The organism is Acidovorax sp. Q11, assembly GCF_054950075.1.
This window is the reverse complement of record NZ_JBUDZG010000008.1, coordinates 74,878-95,630: the sequence shown is the minus strand read 5'-3', so window position 1 is coordinate 95,630 and position 20,753 is coordinate 74,878. Positions and strand designations below refer to the sequence as shown.

Genomic DNA, 20,753 nt, shown 5'->3' with positions numbered 1-20,753 from the left:
GCGTATCACCTCAACCGCCGACCACAAACCCTCCGCGCGTGGGCTTGCTACGAGGATGGACCTATCCGCCCCAAGCGGGTCAACGGAAGGCTTGCCTGGCCCGTCGCAACGCTCCGCAGCATCCTCGGATGCGCTCCAGCAACCAACGACGACCAGTATTCCAACAGGGCCTGATTCGGGCGTCCTCTCATCATTCGCAGCCCCTCTGCATCTCCATACAAAGAACACATTGGAATGAACGAAACCACCTTTGATCAGTCACCTTTCACGGATATCGAAACCCATCAGGTCGAGCCAGACGTGTCGTACTTCCCGCCAGATGACGAAGTTGAGGTAAGCCAAGAACCGGTTATCGACGATCTGGCCGGCGCGAAGAATGCACTGTCGCACTACACGCTCCAGACCGAGAACAACGAGGCCCGCAATGGACCGGATGAGTCTGCTGGCGTTGCAGAGTACGCGGCGCAGGAAGTTTTGTTGGCCCATGGTCTCGCCCCCGGTGTGTCCATCTTCCCTCCCGATACGACCCCAGAGGAAGACGAGAAGCGTTTGCAAGATCTGCTGGACGATATGGGACTGAACGATGCGGGACCTGAGCGTTGCGTATCGCCGGTATCCAGCTCGACCCTCACTCAGGGCGAGGACCCTGTTCCGCATGACAGGGGCGTGGAAAAGGAAGATCCGGCCTCCACAGGGTCCTCCGAAGCTGATTGCGCTTCGCGCGACCTTCCGATCATCGAGGTAAAAGCTGGTGAGCTGGAAAAGACGCTCGCTTCTGCGGAGCATGTTTTGGCGGATTCCGGTGACTACTATTCAAGAGGCGATCGCATCGTCAGCATCCGCTTTGATCCCGCAGTGAGCAGGCATCACATCCGCGAACTTTCCGGTCAAGATCTGGTGGTTGCCTTCGCCGGGCTCAGTAAATGGTCTCGTTTCGACAAACGCAAAGGCGAATGGATGGCCATCGACCCATGCCCCCGGATCTGCAGGCTTCTCGCCGAATCGTGGAAGTTTGGTCGGCTCCCGGTCCTGAACGGTATCGTCAGCCAGCCATTTCTTCGAGTCGATTCCACCGTCCGGTCCGCCCCCGGATATGACCCTCACACCCGCATTTTGGGCATGTTCGACGCGGGTGGCTTTTCCGTCCCGGAACATCCCAACCGTGATGACGCAATGAGCGCACTTTCCACTCTGGACGAGCTTCTCTCCGAGTGTGCTTTTGCGACCTTGGTGGATCGTTCTGCAGCTCTTTCTGCGCTGCTGACCGCCGCAGTTCGGCCAAGCCTTCCGCATGCGCCCATGTTTCACGTCATGGCCCATCAACCCGGCTCTGGGAAGTCGTTTCTGTGCCAGTTGATCAGTGCCTTTGCGACGCCCACGCCTGGATCGCCGGTTGCCTTCCCGCGCAGCAACGATGCTTGCGACAAGCTGCTTTTGTCGCAGCTGATGAAAGCCCCCGCGGTAGTCGAGTTTGACAATCTCACCACTGATTTGCGGCCGTTCGACAAGCTGTGCAGTGCGCTGACCAGTGAATACCTCGAAGGCCGCCAGCTTGGACAATCCCGGACCGTCGTAGTGCCCACCAAGACCCTGTTTCTTTCGAGCGGCAACAACGTCCGTCCGATCGATGACATGGTGCGGCGTTGTATCTGCATCCATCTGGATCCCGGCATGGAATCACCCGCTGCGCGCGTCTACAAACGTCCCAACCTCCTCGACGAGGTTCGCCGGGACCGCATTAAGTTCATCGGCGCGGCACTGACAATCGTGCGCGCTTGGGTTTTGGCGGGTCGCCCAATTGCGACTTGCCCATCTCTCGCGAGCTACTCGGACTGGAGCAACTGGTGCCGGCAACCCCTGCTCTGGCTTGGGCAGCCTGACCCTGCAGAAAGCGTTTTCCAAGGTTTGAAGGAAGACCCCTCACAGCTGCTGTTGGGCAGGGTCCTTGCAGGCTGGCATGAGAAGCACGGTGGTGCCCCGAAAATGGTTCGCGACGTCGTCAACGCCGCGGTTCACCTTGATGAGACCGATGACTTCCGGGACGCGCTGGCTGAAGCAGCAGGGGGCAATGAAAGCATCAACGTCAGGAAGCTCGGTCACTGGCTGGCTCGCAACGAGGGCAGGATCGTGGGCCCCTACCGGCTGCGCAAAGCACCCAAGACTCGGAACGCAGAGAACTGGCAAGTCGTCGAGTCGGATGTGTCGGTATCGTCGGTTCTTCCAAGCTCCAAGACAACTTGACGACATTGAGGAGTGAGGGTGTCCATCACCCTCCCCCATCACCTTGGTCCGTGCTCGTGCAGAGACGTGGGCCCTGATCCCAATGCGGTGCGAAACGCAAGCTCTTTCAGGAAGGATGCGTTCAGCACTGCATTAAAACAAACCGACTGCAAAACCAAGAAGATTGGCCCATTCAATAGCGCAAGGATCTCCGCTCCGCGGAGTCTGACTGGGTCTTCAAAAGTCGCGAAAACTGCTCTAGCTGAGAGTTTTCCGTCACAGTTCCCGCCGAGCATGAACCGTACCTACAAGACATCGAGCTCAAAGAGCCCCTTGTTGCTTGATAAAAGAACCCGGTTCCCAGGATGCGCTCGGAAAAGCAAGTCCTCAGACTACGCGTCACCACCGCGGGCACGGAGCGCCTCATACAGCTGCGCAGGCCCCAGCAAGATGGCCTTGAGCCCGGCTCGCACCCGCTCGCTATCCAGCGCCTGTTTGCTCATGCTGGTGTATGCACCGAAAGCATCAATGATCGCGTCGGTCAACGCGCTGTCCAAGTCGGGGGAGTTGTCGAACTGACCCTTGCTGTTGTTGCTGGCCTGCTGCACCAGGATGTCGGACTCCAGCAGCTTGCCTTTGACATGGTTCACATAGACCAGCCGGTCATCATCGCTGAGCTCGCCATCAAATAAGTCGTTCACCTTGGCGAGGATTTCAGAGAGCAGCACCTTCTGCTTCTCCTGCACCGCTCCACCGCCGGTATCTGTCAGTGGTTGCAGCTTGTGATCACCATCGTCGTCATGCAGAGCCAAACTACGCTTGCCCTGATCTTTGAGACGGTGGTGGGTCAATACGACCTTCGACAGATCCACCCCTTCCCGCTCGCGGCCGAAGTCAAGCAGAGGAAGCAAGCGCTTGAAGAACATTGCCCGTTTTTCAATGTCCGTATTGCCGTAGTCGAAAACCTGGCTCAAGAAGGCATACACGCGCACAAAGGTGCCCAAATCCCGCTTAAAGAGCTGCAGCGCCGCCAACTCGTCCTTGGCCGCTTGTGTCGCCGGCCCCTCCTTGGCTGTCTGTTGTGCCTGAGCAAGCGCCAGCTGCGCCGCCTTGTATCGCTTGAGTAGTCGGTCTGCCACTGGCTCAATGGCGGCCACCAACATCGCCTGCGTGGCCTTGGTGTACATCTCGGCCAGCACTACGCGCTCGACCTCGAACTCGTCGTAGTGGCCCGAGGCGTCGAGCTTGGCGCGCAGGTCGTACACCAGATGCGGGTCGGTCACCCCCGCCAGCTCGGCGGTTTCGTAATAGGTCTTGAACGCGGCCAGGATGTCATCCGGCTCGTTCACGAAGTCCAGTATGTAGGTGGTGTCCTTGAGGCCATAGGCGCTGCTGTAGGCCCGATTGAGGCGGCTCAGGGTCTGCACTGCCTGGATGCCGCCCAGGCGCTTGTCCACGTACATGCCGCACAGCAGCGGCTGGTCAAACCCGGTCTGGAATTTGTTGGCCACCAGCAGGATTTGGTAGTCGTCCGTCGCAAACGCCTCGCGCATGTCTTGGCCCTTGAGCAAGGGGTTCAGACGGGTGCTATTTTCAGTGACGGCTTCGTCTACCTGCTCCGGGTCATTCACCTCCCCCGAGAAGGCCACCAAGGTGCCCAGCTTGTAGCCGTTGTCTTGGATGTACCGCTGAATGGCCAACTGCCATCTCACCGCCTCCTGGCGACTGCCGACCACCACCATGGCTTTGGCGTGACCATCCAGCAGAGGCTGTACATTCTCACGAAAGTGCTCCACCACCACCGCTACCTTCTGGCTGATGTTGTAGGGGTGCAGACGCACCCAGCGCATCAGGCCCTTCATGGCCTCACTGCGCTCGACCTCTTTCTCGTCCCATTCCCTGCCGTTGTTCGCGAGCTTGAAGGCCAGCTTGTAGGGTGTGTAGTTCTTCAGCACATCGAGGATGAAGCCCTCCTCAATGGCCTGGCGCATGCTGTAGATGTGGAACGGCGCCGGCAGATTGCCCGGCCCGGCGGGCTGATCAGGCTGTGGGCGGCGGCCAAACAGCTCCAACGTCTTGGCCTTGGGCGTGGCGGTGAAGGCCACGTAGGTGATGCCCTTGTCGTTGGCACGAGCCGCCATCTGGGCCGCAAGCAGGTCCTCCGTGCCCACCTCGCCGCCATCCTGCAGGTCCTTCAGTTCCTCAGCGCTCAGCAGCTGTTTGAGCTTGCTTGCGGCCTCGCCCGTCTGGCTACTGTGAGCCTCGTCGGCAATCACTGCAAAGCGTTTGCCCTGTGTGGCGGCCAGCTCTTGCACGGCCTTGAGGGCGAAGGGAAAGGTCTGGATTGTGCAAACCACGATCTTCTTGCCTCCGCCCAGTGCCTCGGCCAGCTCACCGCTCTTGCTGCCGCCCTCGCCCTTGATAGTGGCCACCACGCCCTTGGTGCGCTCGAAGTCGAAAATGGCCTCTTGCAACTGCGCGTCCAGCACATTGCGGTCGCTCACCACCAGCACGCTGTCGAACAGCTTGTGGTTCTGCGCATCGTGCAGGTCGGCCAGAAAGTGCGCCGTCCAGGCAATCGAATTGGTCTTGCCGCTGCCCGCGCTGTGCTGGATCAGGTACTTGTGCCCGGCCCCTTCGGCCAGCACGGCCGCCTGCAGCTTGCGCGTGGCGTCGAGCTGGTGGTAGCGCGGGAAGATGAAGCCCGTCACCTTCTTCTTGGTGTCACGCTGGGTGACGAGGTAGCGGCCAATGATTTCCAGCCAGCTGTCGCGCTGCCACACCTGCTCCCATAGGTAGGCGGTGCGGTGGCCTGCCGGATTGGCCGGATTGCCAGCGCCGCCGTGGTCACCCTGGTTGAAGGGCAGAAAGCGCGTGGCGGGGCCCTGCAGGCGGGTGGCCATCATCACCGTGCGGTTGCTCACCGCAAAGTGGACCAGCGCACCACGCGGAAAGTCCAGCAGTGGCTCGGCAAACGGCCGGCCCTTGGGCTTGGGGATGCGGTCAAAGCGGTACTGGTCCACCGCCGCGTTCATGTCCTGCGTGAAGTCGGTCTTGAGCTCCGCCGTGGCCACCGGTACACCGTTCAAGAACAGCACCAGGTCGATGATGTCGTCGTGGTTAGTGCGGCACTGACGCACCACGCGCAGGCGGTTGGCGGCATAGCGAACCTGCAGTTCAGGGTTCATTGCCAGCGCGGGCTTGAACTGCGCCAGTTTGAGCGGGCTCTTGAGCCCCAGCAAGTCGATGCCTACACGCAGCACCTCCAGCGTGCCACGCTCGTCCAGTGCCTTGCGCAGGCGGTCGAGCAGCATGGCCTCAGCTGCCGTGCCATGGTTCTTGGTCAAAGACTCCCAGGCTTGCGGCTGGGTGAACTGAACCCAGGCCAGCAGATCTGCGGGGTATAGGGCACGAGGGGTGTCGTAGCCGCTGGCGTCGCCCTCGGTGCCTGGTGCGCCGTAGAGCCAGCCCTGCGTTGCCAGGTGGTTGCAGATGTCGGTCTCGAACGCGATTTCGTTGTGCAGTGCCACTCTGGCTCCCTCGGTGTTCAGTCTTCGTCCTCTGTATCCGTCAGCGGCTGGCCCTGCATGCGCCTTGCCACGGCCGCCTCGATGGAATCCAGCACATGCGCCTGCACACGGTCGGCAAAGCGCTTGCGTCGATTGTTCGAGAGCTTCCCGCCGTTCTGAAAGATGGTGACGATCAGCGTCGCCAGATCCGGGCCGCGCAGGTCGTGGCGGTTATTGATGTACCGGGCCACGTCGTCAAACAGCCCCAGAAACTCCACCTCTTGCCGCAGGTGAATCTCCAGCGACACCTGGGCCATGGCCAGCGTGAACGCCACACCCTCGGTAACGTCCATGTAGCGAAACCACAGGTCCTCGCCGGGTTGCCAGGTGTAGCTGTACTGGTCATCGCCCGACCACAGCACCTGGCACAGCTCTCGGGCGGGTCGGCTGAACGCTGTCAGTGCCTGCCAGTATTGCTCTTCATGTTTTTTCATGGCCACCGACACGGGCAGCAGGAAGCCTGCTGGCAACGCCCTCGACTGCCCCAGGCAGTGGTGGATCAGAAAGCGCGACAGACGCCCGTTGCCGTCCATGAACGGGTGCAGAAAGACAAACGCGAATGACACCAGCCCCGCGTGTGCGAGCGGGTCTAGCCCCGCAGGCCGATGGTTCGACAGGGTCATGAGCTTTTCCATCAGCTCCACGCACAGCTCGGGCCGGGGCGGCACATAGGTCACCCCTGCCGCTCCCAGCGCGTTGCCTTGCAGGCGGTTTTGCTCAACGCGAAACTGCATCGCCTTGTCGAATGGGTTGCTGACGGTGGCGTTCTGCAGCTCTATCAGGTAGCCCTCGGTCAGCGGGCGTGGGTCGTGCGCCCGCTTGAGCAATGCGGCAAAGCGGCTGGCCTTGTCTTCGCTGGGTGTTTCTCCCTCGATAGCGAACGAGCCTTCGGTCTCGCTCAGATACGCCCAGGACAGGGCCCGCTCCAGCATCTGCGGACCGATCGAGGTCGCAAACGCTTTGGCATGGGCCAGCACATCGTGCTGCAAGCCCTGCGCCACCGCATCGGTCTTGCGCACCACGGGGCAAAAGGCCAGATCGCCCAGTCCGTTGAAGTCCACCCGCCACCGCGCATTGCGCCGCGATGCCCCAGTGAGATAAGCCGCCGGGTCGAACATGGGCACATAGGCGGCCGCCACGGGGTGCTGCTCCACGGCCTGTAATGGGCGCTGGTGTGCGGCCTCCCAGAGCAGGCACAGCTTGCGCACGTACGCGCCATTGGGCGTGCGCAAAAACTCTGCCTCCATCTCCTCCGGGCTGACCTGGCGCAGGGCCGCCATCAGGTAGTCCAGCCGCACCCCTTCATGCTTGATGGCGAACAGGGCATGGTCCAGCCAATGTGCGCCCGGCGCCAGCTTGGCCGGCACCAGCAACGCCCCCTCGGGCAACCGCTGCAGACTTTGTACAGCCGCCAGCCGCGCCTTGTGGGCACCAAGAAAGTCTGGGGCCTGGAGGGCATCCTGAATCCAGGCGTAGCCAACAGCGGTGCTCATGTCAGTGGGATGTTGGAGAGAAAAATTTCAGCGTGCGGGGATTTTGCTCAGAAACATGCAAGAAGTCGATTTTTTTATCAGACGACAAGATCAAGGCTGATGATCGAGACCGCTGATTGCAGAAAAATCTTGTATCGAAGGGGATTTTTCTCAGAAGCCCCGGAGCAGTGGATATTTTTTCAGATTGTCAGGTATCTAGCGCTTGGCGCTTCAATGCGTCCAAGGTTTTTCCGTCTTTGTCTTTCCACACGTTCCAGCCATTGGCCGTCGTACCGAGCAGCGCCACGGCAGCCATACTGGGAGATCGAAACAGATGGTTCTTGGTGAAAACCACAGCATCGCCGTTCACACTGAGCGTGCCATTGGCCACCAGCTTGTCCCTGAAGCTCGCGTTGCTCGTGCCTGCGATGGACTGCATGTTCTCTTTGCGTCCCACCGATCCTGCCAAGACCACGAACCCCTCTTGCGTGTACAGCCCACGGCCCTCCACCCCACTGACGGTGCAATAGAGGTACTCCTGTGGGGACGCATCTTGGGGCGATGGTGCAACAGGGTCAAACATGGGATGGCCCAGCGTTGCCAACAGCGTCTGGGCCGTTTCAAAGATTTCAAGGCAGTCCGCCTCCATGGGCGCCGGGGTATGAGGCCGCGATCCTCCATTGCCGTTGAGATCCGTGTACCGCTTCACCTTGCGAATCTCCTGCAGGCTGCGCCATTCCAGAAACAGGCCGTGTGTTTGGGTGAGGGACTTGGTGCGAGAGATGAGGACCAAAGCGCGCTCCCAGAACGGCTTGTCCGCATTGTGCTTGGCAAGGCGCTTGCGCAGATCGCCTGTCTGGCCCACATACACGTTCAGCTCCGTGCCGTCATCCGACTCGCCCACGAGGTAGTACACCGCCACCTCGTTGCTTTCGGGCATCTCCATGAATTCCGAGAACAGCTTTCGAGGTACGTCGATGACCTGGATGATGCGCGTGGTGATTTCTGCGACTCGGATGCCTGTGGGGCTGCCACCTGGAAGGAAGATCTGGATGGTCTTGGGCGTGGTGCTCATGCGGTTTCCAATGGTGCCAGGCCGCGCACGTCGATCTGGCCGGTGACAGCAGCGGAGATCAGGGCGGTGCGGCGTTCTTGCAACAAGCTGACGGCAATTTCTGATTCAGCGATCAATTCACCAAACTGCGCGAGCCGCATCTTCATCTCGTTCACGATGGCGATTTGCTCGGATATCGGTGGAATGGGAATGATAAATTTGTTGATTTGGTCAGGGCTGATGTGAGGAACGCTCACACCTGTCGTTTCGGGTGAAAAGTGCGCGACAAACATCTCAGATGACAGCAAGTAGTGCAGGTAGTCTGCTTTGAGCTTGTCGCCTACTTTCAGCGACGCAACGCGCTGAAGAAGCAATGATGGCAAATCTTCTGCCGTTACCTTTGCGACCCGCATTCCCTCGCCGATCAATGGGCGATCCATTCCGATGACAAGGTCTCCCTCGGACATCTCGTATTCATCAAACCCGTCGCCCTCCAATCGTTGCCAGTACACGGTGTCATCCCATTTAAGTCGTGAAACACCGACATTCGCACCGCGGAGCAAGCGGTGATTTGAATCATCGTCTGTAAATCCGCTTGACGGGAATGGAAATCCAGAGAGGATTCGCATATAGAAACCGCATTTGCCAACACTCCAATGCTCTGGCACCTCCCCCAGCCAGTCCACGCCTGAGTCCTTCATCGGCACGTTCGGGTCCAGCCCCTTGGTCACGGCGTGGGAGATAACGGCCTGGCGCTTTTCCTGCAGCAACGCGATCAGCTTTTCCTGCTCGGCCACCAGTGCGTCGATCTTGGCGGTTTCGCGGTCGAGGAATTTAACAATGGCGCGAAGTTCGTCCCGATCGAGCGTCAATGCAACTCGGATCTTTTCAATTTGGGAGGATGAGAGGTGTTTGACTGTGGTCGCGTATGTCAAATCGTTGATCACGCGAAGCGGTTGTGGCAGCGCGTATTCAAGTAATTTGGTCAGCACAGGGCTCGGGGTGCGAATGCAGCACATCCGCTGGTTGAGAAGGGCGGCTCCAGTGCCCAACCATCGCCCGACATTGAAATCCCCGTCCATGCCAATCAGCACATCGGACGAAGTAACGGCAGCCGTTTCGACAAAGTCACCGCTGTACCGTGTAGCAGTTTCAGAAACACCGAGATCCCGAATTCGGATCAGCGGATAGGCACCATCATCATTAAAGAGTGCCGAGTCAAATGGGTACCCATTGACTACTTTGGCCACATCGCCGATTCGGGCAACGCGCCAGTGACTGGGGATCTGTCCTAAAGCAGCATCGCCACTGTCCTTGTACTCCGGGTATCGCGGAAAGCTCATGCCGACAGCCCCTTGATCATGTCCAGGATGCGGTCGGTAGTCAGCTTCAGCTCGGCGTCAATCTCAGCCAGCGGGCGCGGGGGCTTGAAAACGTAGAAGTGCCGGTTGAACGGGATTTCGTAGCCCACCTTGGTTTTTTCGGGGTCGATCCAGGCATCGGGGGCGTGGGGCAGTACCTCGCGCTTGAAGTATTCGCCGACGTCTTCGGTGTAGGGCACGTTCTCGATGTCGCGCAGGGCGCTGTCGGGCTGGGGCTTGCCTTTTTGCTTGCCCTTGCTGCCCAGCACAACGTTGCCCGCTTCATCGCGCAGCGGGCGCTCGACGGTGATGCTGTGGTAGCCAAAGGCTTCGTTGTCGAAGATGCGGCTGATGGGGGTGCCGTCGTCGTTCAGCGCCTCGGCAAAGTCGCCAAACAGGCGGGTGATGCGCTCGATGTGGGCGTCGCTCAGTTCCTTGCGCTTGGAGCCCAGGCTTTTGCGCATCTTCTGCCACATGCCGCTGGCGTCGATCAGCTGCACCTTGCCCTTGCGCGCTTCGGGCTTGCGGTTGCTGATGATCCAGACGTAGGTGCTGATGCCGGTGTTGTAGAACATGTCGGTGGGCAGGCCCACGATGGCTTCGCACAGGTCGTTCTCCAGCACGTAGCGGCGGATTTCGGATTCGCCCGAGCCGGCGCCGCCGGTGAACAGTGGCGAGCCATTGAGCACGATGCCAAAGCGGCTGCCACCTTCTGAAGTGGGGCGCATCTTACTGAGCAGGTGCAACAGGAAAAGCATGGAGCCATCGGACACGCGGGGCAGCCCCGGGCCGAAGCGGCCGTTGTAGCCCTGTTGCTCGTGCTCCTTGCGCACTTCCTTCTCGACCTTCTTCCATTCCACGCCAAACGGTGGGTTGGAGAGCATGTAGTCGAACTTCTTGTGCCCATGGCCGTCGTCGCTGAGCGTGTTGCCAAATGCGATGTTGGCCACGTCTTGGCCCTTGATCAGCATGTCGGCCTTGCAGATAGCGTAGGACTCGGGGTTGAGCTCCTGGCCAAACACGGTAAGGCGTGCCTGCGGGTTGTGCTCGGCAAGGTATTCGCCCGCCACGCTGAGCATGCCGCCGGTGCCTGCCGTGGGGTCGTAAATCGTGCGCACCACGCCGGGCTTGCTCAGGATGTCGTCGTCCTCGATGAAGATGAGGTTGACCATGAGCCGGATGACTTCACGCGGGGTGAAGTGTTCCCCGGCGGTCTCGTTGCTGATTTCAGCAAACTTGCGGATCAGCTCCTCGAACACCAGGCCCATTTGCATGTTGCTGACTACCTCGGGGTGCAGGTCGATCTGGGTGAACTTTTCTGCCACTTGGTACAGCAGCCCAGCCTTGGCCAGGCGCTCGACCTGAGTGTGGAATTCAAAGCGCTCGAACACATCACGCACCGCAGGTGAGAACGCCTGCACGTAGCTGAACAGGTTGTGGGCGATGTGATCCGGGTCACCCAACAGCTTCTGCAGATCCAGGGGCGAGGTGTTGAAGAAGCTCTGCCCCGCCTTGCGCAGGAGGAAGGGTTCTGGATTGATGCCTAGCTTTTCCTTGTCTGCCAGTTCCGCCAACACGGCGGGCTTGGTGGCCTCCAACACGCAGTCAAGACGGCGTAACACCGTGAAGGGGAGGATGACCTTGCCGTAGTCAGATTGTTTGTAGTCGCCGCGCAGAAGATCGGCGACAGACCAGATGAAAGCGGACAGGGTTTGTTGGTTCATTCGAGAGCGATGCTGACAATTCTTTACCGGGGGCAGTATGCCAGCGCGACCGAGTCAAATAACCACCGCACGCGCGCGTTTCGCTCTCAGATTCCGCCCTAGGGTCCAACTTCTGAGATCTCTAATGAATGCAGTCGGTCACACGTTGCAGACCGCGATTCTTGGGGGATTGATGGAAGACGAAAATGCGCCACAGTGGTTGGCCGAACAGCATGCCTTGGCAAGCGGGGCAGACGCGGACCTGGTTGGCACTCAGGGCGACTGTGCTGCACCCCGGTCCAATGATGCTCCAAGGGTGTGCCATCGTCACTTTGGAGGGGGAATGACGTGGAGAGGCGACGGTGGTTGAGGGAGGAAACACTACCCGGCGACAAATGTCACCATTGCACCGCATCCTGGACTGGGGGTGTCGAGGGCTCCACTGTCACCGCTGAACTACGCCTGTCACCGTTGAACTATGCCCCCAGTTTTCACTGTTGAAGCGCACCCGGACCGGGGTTTTTGGGGCGAAAACGCCTCTGAGAGCCATGAATGTCACCGTTGAACTATGCGTGTCGCTGTCGGAGGGCGTCCAGGATCGAGTTCGGAGGGTAGAAATGTCACCGTTGAACTACGCCACTCAGAGTTGGAACGCTCCCTGGACCCACACTGGAGGTACCAGCGTCACCGTTGGACTATGCCTGGCAACGCCGAAACGCGCCGAGAGTGAGAGCTTCCCGGAGCGACCACGACCTTAGCCCCCCTATGGCGTAGTGCGTCCGGGCGAGGCCCTTCATGCCGTTTTTCCTGGCTCCTCCAGGAGCATCCTTATAGGGCCACCGAACGGCCCACCCGCATCAGTCCACGTTCTCACGGCCCCGAGCCACATCCTGCATTTCAGGCGCCGCTCCACCAAGGGCTGCCAATCTCTTTGCAGCCTGAACCCGAACGAAGGTTTTGACGGCCTCGCTGAACAGTTCACCCCGATCCATGGAAGGCTCGGCTAACTCCAAGGCCCTTTCATACAGGGCGTCATCGATGGTCACCGTGATCTGCATTCGTCCCTCGATCCGTTGAAATAAGCATTACTCAGAAGCCTACAGCGTCTTGGTCATTCAGGTAAGGCAACCACCACGCTCGGATCTACCGGCCTGTGAGTGAACAGTTCAATTTTTGGCAAGCTGATCAGCGCTTCGGCCCGCTCGATGGTGCCGTGAAGCCAGGTGTCCCAATCCCCCTTTTCCAGCGGCACCACCGTGCGCTTGTCCTGCATATCGGGTGCGCGCTTGGGGTCGGGCCTGTGCATCAGGTTCAGCACCGGCACATCGTCGCAGTTCTGCGTAATCATGGTGTAGCTGGGCAGCACCTCGCCCGTAACAGGATCGGTCCATTCACTCCACAGGCCCGCCAGGCCCCAAGGCTCGCCGTCGGCCCGCTCGAACTGCCAGGGGATGTGCTTCTTGGTCCCCCAGTAGGGTTCGACGTACAACTGGGCGGGGATGATGCAGCGCTGCCCCTTGCGCCAGGGGCCGCCGTAGGTCCATGACCTGGCCATACCCTCGCGCCGGGCGTTGACGGTGCTCAGGCGCTTGCCATCCTTGCCTGTGGGGATATGCGTCTTGGAGTGCGGCGGGATCATGCCCCACTGGCCCACCACCAGCTCGCGCCCAGTTTCACCCTTGGCCCGCAAGAACGGTCCCCGGTACAGCGGGCTCATCTTGTCGCGCCACTCTTCCTCGGGCACGTCACCGAAGTGCAGCACCAGCTGCTCACGGCCCGGGACCTCGTAGTAGGTACACATGGCAACATTCTGGCAGCAGGGAGCTATACTGTAAATATGTACAGTATTTGGAGTTCCCCGCTACCCGTGCCGTACGACACGGCGGCGCAGTCGCTGGCTTTGCCCCTTTGCGGGGTGAGCGTGCGCGCGGGGTTTCCATCGCCTGCCGATGACTTTGCGGTGGAGCAGCTGGACATCATGAAGCTGCTGGTCAAGCATCCCCAGGCCACTTACTTCTGGCGCGTGCGTGGCGACTCGATGCGAGACGCTGGCATTGAGGACGGCAGCATCATCGCGGTGGACCGGGCGATCAAGCCCAAGCACAACAGCATCGTCGTGGCCATTGTGGACGGCGAATGCACAGTGAAGTATCTGCACCAGCGCGCCGGCCGCATCAAACTGCGCGCGGCCAACCCCACCTATCCCGACATCATCCCCCGCGACAGCCAGACCATTGAGGTGTGGGGTGTGGTGAGTGGGTGCGTGAAGCTGTTTCTCACCTGATCTGATGGACGGAGGCCAGCATGTATGCGCTGGTGGATGGCAACAATTTTTACGTGAGCTGCGAGCGGGTATTCCGCCCCAGCCTGAACGGCCGCCCGGTGGTGGTGCTGAGCAACAACGACGGCTGCGCCATCGCCCGCAGCAATGAGGCCAAGGCCCTGGGCATCAAGATGGGGGCCCCGTGGTTCCAGATCCGCCACATGGAAGAGACCCACGGCCTGGTGGCGCTGAGTGCCAACTTCACCCTGTACGGCGACATGAGCAACCGGATGATGAGCCTGGCAGCGGGCCTCGGGCCCTCGCAGGAAATCTACAGCATCGATGAGTCGTTTGTCGGCCTGCAGGGGCTACGGGGCGACCTGATCACACGCAGCCACGCCATCCGCGCACGTATCCATCAGTGGGTGGGCATCCCCTGTGGCATCGGGATTGGCCACACCAAGACACTGGCGAAGCTGGCCAACCACATTGCCAAGACGGCCGAGCGCAAACCGGGGAGCTACCCCTCCGAGCTGGCCCAGGTGTGCAACCTGACCGCCCTGCCCGCTCAGGACCTGGACGATGTGTTGGCCAGCACGCTGGTGGAAGAGGTCTGGGGCGTGGGCCGCAAGATCGGCGCGCAGCTGCATCAGTGTGGGGTGCATACGGTCCTGGACCTGGCCCGGCTGGACCCAGCCATGGTGCGCAGGCGCTGGAGTGTGGTTCTAGAGCGCACGGTGCGCGAGCTGCAAGGCATGCAGTGCATCGAGCTGGATGACGCTCCCGAGCCCAAGAGAGAGATTGCATGCACCCGGTCATTCGGCCAGGCAGTGACCGAGCTGCCCCCGCTGGTGGAAGCCGTGAGCGAATTCGCCAGCCGTGCGGCCGAGAAGCTGCGCAAGCAAGGCAGCCTGGCCAGCCAGCTGCTGGTGTTCTGCCACACCTCGCCGTTCCGGCCCGGCCCTCGCTTCAACAAGTCCGTGGTGGTGCCTCTGCACCGGCCTACGGCAGACACGGGCAAGCTGGTGTGGGCGGCTGCTGCTGGCATGCGCCGCATGTACGAGCCCGGCTACAAGATGGCCAAGGCCGGGGTGATGCTGCTGGACCTGGTGCCGGGCAACGTGCTGCAGGGCGAGCTGGATCTGGAGGATGAAGACCACCGGGACCGCACGCAGCTGATGGTGGCGCTGGATGCGCTCAACCAGCGGTATGGCAAGGGCACTGTGCATTCAGGCGCCACGGGGGGCACCAGCCGGGGTAAGGACTGGGGGATGAAGCAGGAGAGGCGCACGCCGCAGTACACGACGCGGTGGGAGGATGTGCCGGTGGCAAGAGCCTGACATCGGGAGCGAGACAGCAATGGCAATATAGCTTGCCTAGCTTGCCTAGCTTGCCTAGCTCGCCTAGCTCGCCTAGCTCGCCTAGCTCGCCTAGCTCGTCTAGCTCGTCTAGCTGGGATAGCAGGGATAGCAGGGATAGCAGCAAGCCGCTATAAAACCCTGCGAAATCTGAGCATTCGAACCCAAAGTGAGAGGTGAACGGTGCTCCAATCGGGCTCCGTCAAATTCGACTCGAATGCCTCTTCTGTGAATCGTTTCTTCTCTTGGTCAGGCCGCGTGCGCCTGGCAGCAGTGCTGGCCCTGTCTCTCGCTGGCGTTGCTCTCCCGAATCTTTCCTGGGCACGTACTCCGCAGTTCGATAGCGCAGCGCTGCTCACGCCCGAGCCCACCTCCTTTGCGCAGTGCCCACAGTTCTTTGCGAACGGAACACCGCCAGTCATCGCGCGCCGGCCGCAACTGCGGGAGCTTTGCTATGAAGCGTTTGCGGTGCTGCACTCCGGTACCACAAAGACACCGGTGTTTGTGGCCCAGCGGTTGAACCGCAAGCTCATTGAGGATGCCGATGAGAAGCGGGCCAAACGGTTCTTTGCAGATGCGCGACTCCCGATTGGCGAGCGGGCAGAGCTGGAGGACTACAAAAACTCCGGGTATAGCCGTGGGCATATGGCACCAGCGGGGGACATGCCAACGCCGATGGCTATGGCGCAGAGCTTCAGTCTCGCGAACATGGTTCCGCAGAATGCCCAGCACAACGGCGGCGCCTGGAACAAGATCGAACAAGACACGCGGCACTATGTGAAGCGGGCAAAGGGGGATGTGTTTGTGATCACCGGGCCGGTGTTCACGGATGCGGGGCCACGCATCGGCGCCAATGGGGTGAAGGTGCCGACGTATCTGTACAAGCTCGTGTACGACTCCACGACCAATAAAGCATGGGCGCATTGGCAGGAGAATCGCGAGGGGGAGACGGTGGGTCGGCCAATCAGCTATCAGGAGCTGGTTAAGAGAACGGGCGTGGAATTTCTCAATGGAGTTGCATCACAGCCCTGAAGGGCATTTCGTCACCCGATCTATCCAGCAGACCCGGCATATTTGGCGAAGGGAGGGAACGCCAAGAAGTGCAGCAAGCAGTGTTTTGAATATCAAATCGGCAAGCAAACCCCATGGTGATTGGGTCTCGAAGTTTGCTCGAAGCTGGGAGCAGTCATTCGCGTCTACGTTGGTGACCGACTGCCGTCGACGGCTCGCGACCTCATACTGATCCAGTTGTATCGAGGTGAAAAGCGCTAAGGGTCCCGCACATCGACTCCCGACAATGACAGAGCTTACAACCCTATATTCCATCGGTATACGCGCTCTGGCGCCACTGTGAACAGCGCGAGTCCAGAGATAGTGTCCGCGCGGCCAACGATGAGCATCAGCAGTGCATTGCTGTTCAGCTGGGACCGCGCCAACAGCAGCTGCATCGCTTCATCGTCCAAGCCCGACGCGCCAGGGTAGTCCTCGGCGTGGGTGTGCCACTCGCCAAGGTACAGCAGGCTCGTCCGCGACTGCTCTTGAATGGCAAGCTGTGCCGCGACAGGATTAGACCGATACCGATAGCGCGAGCGCTCGTCGCCGGAATATGGGCCTGTGGCCTTGGTCACTTCGATGAGTTCTGGCGTGATCGTTCCGAATAGTTGGCCACCTGCCTCGGTTGCACTGGATGATAGCTGTCGATGCGCTCGTACATGCGACAGGACATCCACACCCAGGCAAACACGCTGATCGACATCAGCGATACGCCCCACAACTGGCAACACCGCAACACGCATTTGGCGGAAGAGGTTCACCACGAATACTGCCTCACGGCATTGACTTCGGTGAAGCTTTTGCGGACGACTCCACCGAGGATAGCCACTGTCTCCCGGTCACCTAACCAGACGCGGCGACAGGAAGCGGGAACCCTTCCAAGCAGGGCGTCTAGCGCAAGCTTGGCCGCCATGGCTATCGGAGTCTGAAGGTCTACCGCGCCGTGAGGCTGAAAAACATTGCCGCAGCCCGCCTCGACGATGAGGGCGCCTGAGCCCGCAGGCCAGTCAGTCAGGCGAAAAGCAGGATGTTCGCCATCGAACCGGGTCATCAGATCGTCCTTCCCGAATAGCAGCACGGCATGGCCAACAAGCGCGTACGCCTCCACCCATGTACTGAGATACGCAGGCGGCCGATCGAGTGTTTGTCGCCAGGCGTTCACGGCCGCCTCGCCCTCGATGTCGAGACCGGCCGTCACGATCATGTCCATGTCGGCGAGCTTGGCGAGGTCTGCGGGTTTGAGATGCTCGAACTTCGATGCGAAGGTGGATCCGATCTGCAGGTGCGGCAACCTCCGCCGCAACTCGGTCGCTACGCCCCTGGCTTTGTTCCAACCGAGGTAGGCGATTCCTAGCATGTGACGGCTCACATTTGCGGACATCAGATCGTCGCTGTCAACGAAGCTCAGCTCGCCGACGCCGGCCTTGGCCAGCAACTCTGCGACCTCCGAGCCGATGGAGCCACAGCCGATGAACGCCACCTTGCGAGCCTGCAGTGGCGCCTGGTCGGAGGAATGGCCTCGGCCATGGATCCATGATGCATCTGCGCGGTTGACCACTATGCGCTCAACGCGCTGCTGCGCCATGGCTCGCTTGATGTGCTCAATGGGCACCTTGTTCCAACTGCGGAATCCGTTCTTGATCTTGTCGCTCTTGGCGCCGCTGGCCAGCACCGCCGCGAATACGGGCCCGGTGGCCGTTGTAGTCTCGAATAGGAATAACGACTTCCGGCTGGGTAGCAGCGTGGCGCGCACTGCGTCCTCGGGCAGGCCATTCACGGTGTCACCGACAGTCTTCGGAAACTCGGCGGGCGCCCAAGGCTTTTTGAGCCGCACGAGAAGACCCGGCACGACGTCATGGTCGCCGATCGGCGCTCCCGCGCCGTCAAGCCATGCCTTGACCTCCGCCTTGGTGTCCGCGACTACTAGCCTAGACAACCGGCTGTCTAGATGAAATGACACTTGGCGGGATTCCCCACCTGGCTTGGCCAAGCTGACCACGCGCAAGTTTTCTTGCGGCCGAGTTGCCTGCTGAGCCCAATACGCTCCGAACTCTCGCGCGAACTCCATCACGCATTTCTCATCGGAGTAGTTCAAGAGCTCAAGCGCATCGCCAAAATGGTGGCGGACGCGATCGGCGGCAGGTGCCGCCACTGTTGTGGGGCGCAGGCACAGCAAACCCTTGGGCTCGACATGAGGCCACCGGAAGTCACTACCCATGCCGGGCGCAAGAATCCGTAGTTGCGAATTCGGAAACGCCGCGTCGACGACCAAAAGGAAGTGATCAACACCAACCGGTCGGATCTCATTCTCAGAAATCTCCACCCGCCAACCGCATTGAAAAACACGTGGAGACTCCTCGCGCAATTCCTCGGCGCTCATACGCCGCCAGCGTCCGGGACGTAGGCTCTGGAGTTCGGCCTCGATGGCCGAGATCACCTCGTGCGACGTCATCAGCCGAAGCGACCTCCGCCATCATCACGCCGCGCAGGCTCGACCTTCGTCACGGTCATGACAGAGCCGCCGCCGGCGGCCTTCTCGGCTGCATCTGGATCGGGCTGGTCGGAAAAGAACGTCGTGTCAAAGACGTCATCCCACGCCTGGCGAGCCTGCGCGCGGGTGCAGTCGTCCTTGTCGAGCACCGCGAGCGAGTCGAGTGCCGCCTTCAGGCAGGTACGGAAGTGCGTCACTTGCTCGTCGCCGTTCTCCGCTAGGTTCTTGTCGACGACGGGGTGAGCGACCTGTGTGGACCAAGTTGTTGCCGCATGGATCTTTCTCCAAGTCTCGCGCAGCGAAGTGTCGTCGCGGTTGGCACTGACCATGAAATGGTCGACGACCAGCTTGGTGATAGTGATGCCGCTGGTGGCCTTGGCCTTCCAGTCAGCTCGCCGCGAAAACTTCTTGGTCAGCTTGGTGATACGTCGCAGCTGACTGCCGTCGGACTGGCCCTCGTTCAGTTCGCCGTCGTTCTGGTTGAGCTCCTTTACCTTTTCGTTGAACCAGCGGGTCACGGCCCGCGCGTCCGAAGTGATCCATTCATCGCCGCTAGCGAGTTCGTAACGCTCGGTTTCATTGCCCTGCCAGTCCTTCACGAGAATGATGCGGTATACGGGTACATCGATGTGATAGCCCGCAGCGTAGGCTTGGCGGACACAGTTATTTTTGACCTCGGCCTCCTGCTTGAAGCGGCCGTCCCACTTAAGGGCATCGCAAACCCGTTGACGGGCGGCCAGCGGCGTCAAATGCACGCCATCACCGTCCTTCAGGTCGTTATTCTGAAAGTAGGCTCCGTCGTCGATGTCGTAGTCGTTCTCCGGGTCCTGCACCATGGTGCGCATCTGGTAGGAACCCTGGGATCGGACCTCTCGCGGCTGGGGTTTGCCAGCGGTGTCGAGGCCGTTCTGAAGCCGCGTGCGACCGGCGTCGCGTCGCGTGCGCATATCCTGCTGCTGCTTCAGCGATAGCGTGACCTGGTCACTGTGGTACGCGGTCATCTCGGCGTTGCAGTTGATATCAGCCATGGCTCCTCCTGTTCTATGGATGCGGCGGGGACTCGGAAAGCGCGGCCCGGAAGGCTTGCATGTGTAGGTTGTGCGCCTGGCTTGCCCAAGCGTAGTCCACGTCGGAAATGGCCTGACGCGCAAGCGCGTTGAGCAGCTTCGGCCGAGCGTCGTCCATGTTGGATAGCAACTCCTGCAACACCTTGGACGGGCACTGGGCAGGAAGGCGGTACGCGAAACTGCCGTCGCGACGCAGCTCCGCGACCTTGTTAGTAAGGTAGCCGTAGCCCACGGCCTGGGCATTCATGCCCGCCTCGATGGCTTTTAGGCCGAATTTCCATCCCGGAGCACCGCGGTACCGACCGCTATCGGTGACTTCTTCGCCGCCTTGGGCAGGTAGCGTGCCCAACATGAAGAGCTGGATTGGGCGCTCCTCCGCACGGTCATGAAGGATTTCGACCGCTTCCATCATGCCGACCAAGCCGGGATTGTTTGCCCACAGGCCCCCGTCGACGTAGGTGGCCGTGGTCGCACCATCACCGCCCGGTTCGTCAAGTTGGGCCATTGAGCGCAGGATGGGAGCTGCAGTGCTGGCCATGCAGAGATCGACCAGCGTGCGGGGATCGTCGCGGCCGTTCAAGCGACTCAGGTGCTTGGTTTTGAAAACTACCGCTGAGTGGCGGTTGAGGTCGAGAGCCGGAATAGCCAACGCGATCTTGCGAGCCTCGTAAACCTCGCCGACCGTCGTTGTGCCCAACTTCGAGCTGAGAGCATCACGCAAGGCCGCTTCGCCCTCGCGCAGGCCGCAGCCGAAGTTGCGGATCAGGAAGTTCCCGATGAAGGGCATCGACCGTAGCGTTTGGTACGGAAAGATCTTGCTCCCGTACTGTGCGTAGAGGTCCTGCACTGCCTGCAAGGGGATGCCTTTGGCCAGAGCGCTCGCGACTATGCCGCCAGTGCTCGTACCGACGATAAGGTCGAATGCCTTGCCGATATCGAGAGAGACGTTGTCGTGCCCCGCCTGCTTAGCAATCCGACCAGCGAAAGTCGCAAGGTAAGCGGCCTGATAAACCCCTCGCATGCCTCCTCCATCAAGGCACAGTACTCGAAAGGGTTTGGTTTCTACCGATTCATTCACCGCTATTCCCCATCGAATATGTATTTTGATATTGCACCTCAACTCAAGTGCAGCAACCTTTAAG

15 protein-coding genes are annotated in these 20,753 nt (G+C 60.5%); 4 read left to right on the top strand and 11 right to left on the bottom strand.

What is annotated here, in order from left to right; genetic code table 11:
* The first annotated feature begins 234 nt into the window (after positions 1 to 234).
* A complete protein-coding gene (locus tag ACYZGB_RS09360) occupies positions 235 to 2,241 on the top strand; it encodes a hypothetical protein (protein WP_462387974.1) in 2,007 nt (668 codons plus the stop codon).
* Positions 2,242 to 2,612: 371 nt separating this feature from the next.
* Here the strand turns inward: ACYZGB_RS09360 and ACYZGB_RS09355 are convergent, their stop codons facing one another.
* The 7 genes from ACYZGB_RS09355 to ACYZGB_RS09325 all read right to left on the bottom strand — a co-directional run bounded on the left by ACYZGB_RS09355 (position 2,613) and on the right by ACYZGB_RS09325 (position 13,180).
* Positions 2,613 to 5,750 (bottom strand): type I restriction endonuclease subunit R, encoded by a 3,138-nt coding sequence (locus ACYZGB_RS09355; protein WP_462387973.1) that lies wholly within the window; start codon positions 5,748 to 5,750, stop codon positions 2,613 to 2,615.
* Between the two features lie 17 nt (positions 5,751 to 5,767).
* A complete protein-coding gene (locus ACYZGB_RS09350) occupies positions 5,768 to 7,282 on the bottom strand; it encodes a Fic family protein (RefSeq protein ID WP_462387972.1) in 1,515 nt (504 codons plus the stop codon).
* 187 nt (positions 7,283 to 7,469) lie between these two features.
* A complete protein-coding gene (locus tag ACYZGB_RS09345) occupies positions 7,470 to 8,336 on the bottom strand; it encodes a GIY-YIG nuclease family protein (protein WP_462387971.1) in 867 nt (288 codons plus the stop codon).
* Complete coding sequence (locus tag ACYZGB_RS09340) at positions 8,333 to 9,658, bottom strand: restriction endonuclease subunit S (protein ID WP_462387970.1); 1,326 nt, start codon at positions 9,656 to 9,658, stop codon at positions 8,333 to 8,335. Before ACYZGB_RS09340 ends, ACYZGB_RS09345 begins: the two co-directional genes overlap by 4 nt.
* On the bottom strand, positions 9,655 to 11,400 hold the full coding sequence (locus ACYZGB_RS09335) for a type I restriction-modification system subunit M (RefSeq protein WP_462387969.1): 1,746 nt from the start codon (positions 11,398 to 11,400) through the stop codon (positions 9,655 to 9,657). The genes ACYZGB_RS09340 and ACYZGB_RS09335 overlap by 4 nt, the downstream gene beginning before the upstream one ends.
* An 836-nt stretch (positions 11,401 to 12,236) precedes the next feature.
* Complete coding sequence (locus ACYZGB_RS09330) at positions 12,237 to 12,437, bottom strand: type II toxin-antitoxin system VapB family antitoxin (protein ID WP_462387968.1); 201 nt, start codon at positions 12,435 to 12,437, stop codon at positions 12,237 to 12,239.
* A gap of 53 nt (positions 12,438 to 12,490) precedes the next feature.
* The gene (locus ACYZGB_RS09325; RefSeq protein ID WP_462387967.1) at positions 12,491 to 13,180 is read right to left on the bottom strand and encodes an SOS response-associated peptidase; all 690 of its coding nucleotides are present in this window, start codon (positions 13,178 to 13,180) and stop codon (positions 12,491 to 12,493) included.
* A gap of 36 nt (positions 13,181 to 13,216) precedes the next feature.
* Between ACYZGB_RS09325 and ACYZGB_RS09320 the strand changes: the two genes are divergently transcribed.
* The 3 genes from ACYZGB_RS09320 to ACYZGB_RS09310 all read left to right on the top strand — a co-directional run bounded on the left by ACYZGB_RS09320 (position 13,217) and on the right by ACYZGB_RS09310 (position 16,032).
* Entirely contained in the window at positions 13,217 to 13,663 is a 447-nt protein-coding gene (locus tag ACYZGB_RS09320) for a LexA family protein (RefSeq protein ID WP_462387966.1), read from the top strand.
* Between the two features lie 20 nt (positions 13,664 to 13,683).
* Entirely contained in the window at positions 13,684 to 14,982 is a 1,299-nt protein-coding gene (locus ACYZGB_RS09315; protein WP_462387965.1) for a Y-family DNA polymerase, read from the top strand.
* 246 nt (positions 14,983 to 15,228) lie between these two features.
* On the top strand, positions 15,229 to 16,032 hold the full coding sequence (locus ACYZGB_RS09310; protein WP_462387964.1) for a DNA/RNA non-specific endonuclease: 804 nt from the start codon (positions 15,229 to 15,231) through the stop codon (positions 16,030 to 16,032).
* A 275-nt stretch (positions 16,033 to 16,307) separates the two neighbouring features.
* Here the strand turns inward: ACYZGB_RS09310 and ACYZGB_RS09305 are convergent, their stop codons facing one another.
* The 4 genes from ACYZGB_RS09305 to ACYZGB_RS09290 are packed head-to-tail and all read right to left on the bottom strand — an operon-like array spanning position 16,308 to position 20,689.
* Positions 16,308 to 16,814, bottom strand: coding sequence for an MPN domain-containing protein (locus tag ACYZGB_RS09305; protein ID WP_462387963.1), 507 nt, complete (start codon positions 16,812 to 16,814; stop codon positions 16,308 to 16,310).
* Positions 16,811 to 18,505, bottom strand: coding sequence for a ThiF family adenylyltransferase (locus ACYZGB_RS09300; protein ID WP_462387962.1), 1,695 nt, complete (start codon positions 18,503 to 18,505; stop codon positions 16,811 to 16,813). The genes ACYZGB_RS09305 and ACYZGB_RS09300 overlap by 4 nt, the downstream gene beginning before the upstream one ends.
* Complete coding sequence (locus ACYZGB_RS09295; protein WP_462387961.1) at positions 18,505 to 19,572, bottom strand: cyclic GMP-AMP synthase DncV-like nucleotidyltransferase; 1,068 nt, start codon at positions 19,570 to 19,572, stop codon at positions 18,505 to 18,507. The genes ACYZGB_RS09300 and ACYZGB_RS09295 overlap by 1 nt, the downstream gene beginning before the upstream one ends.
* 13 nt (positions 19,573 to 19,585) lie before the next feature.
* Positions 19,586 to 20,689 (bottom strand): patatin-like phospholipase family protein, encoded by a 1,104-nt coding sequence (locus ACYZGB_RS09290; RefSeq protein WP_462387960.1) that lies wholly within the window; start codon positions 20,687 to 20,689, stop codon positions 19,586 to 19,588.
* Positions 20,690 to 20,753 lie beyond the last annotated feature (64 nt).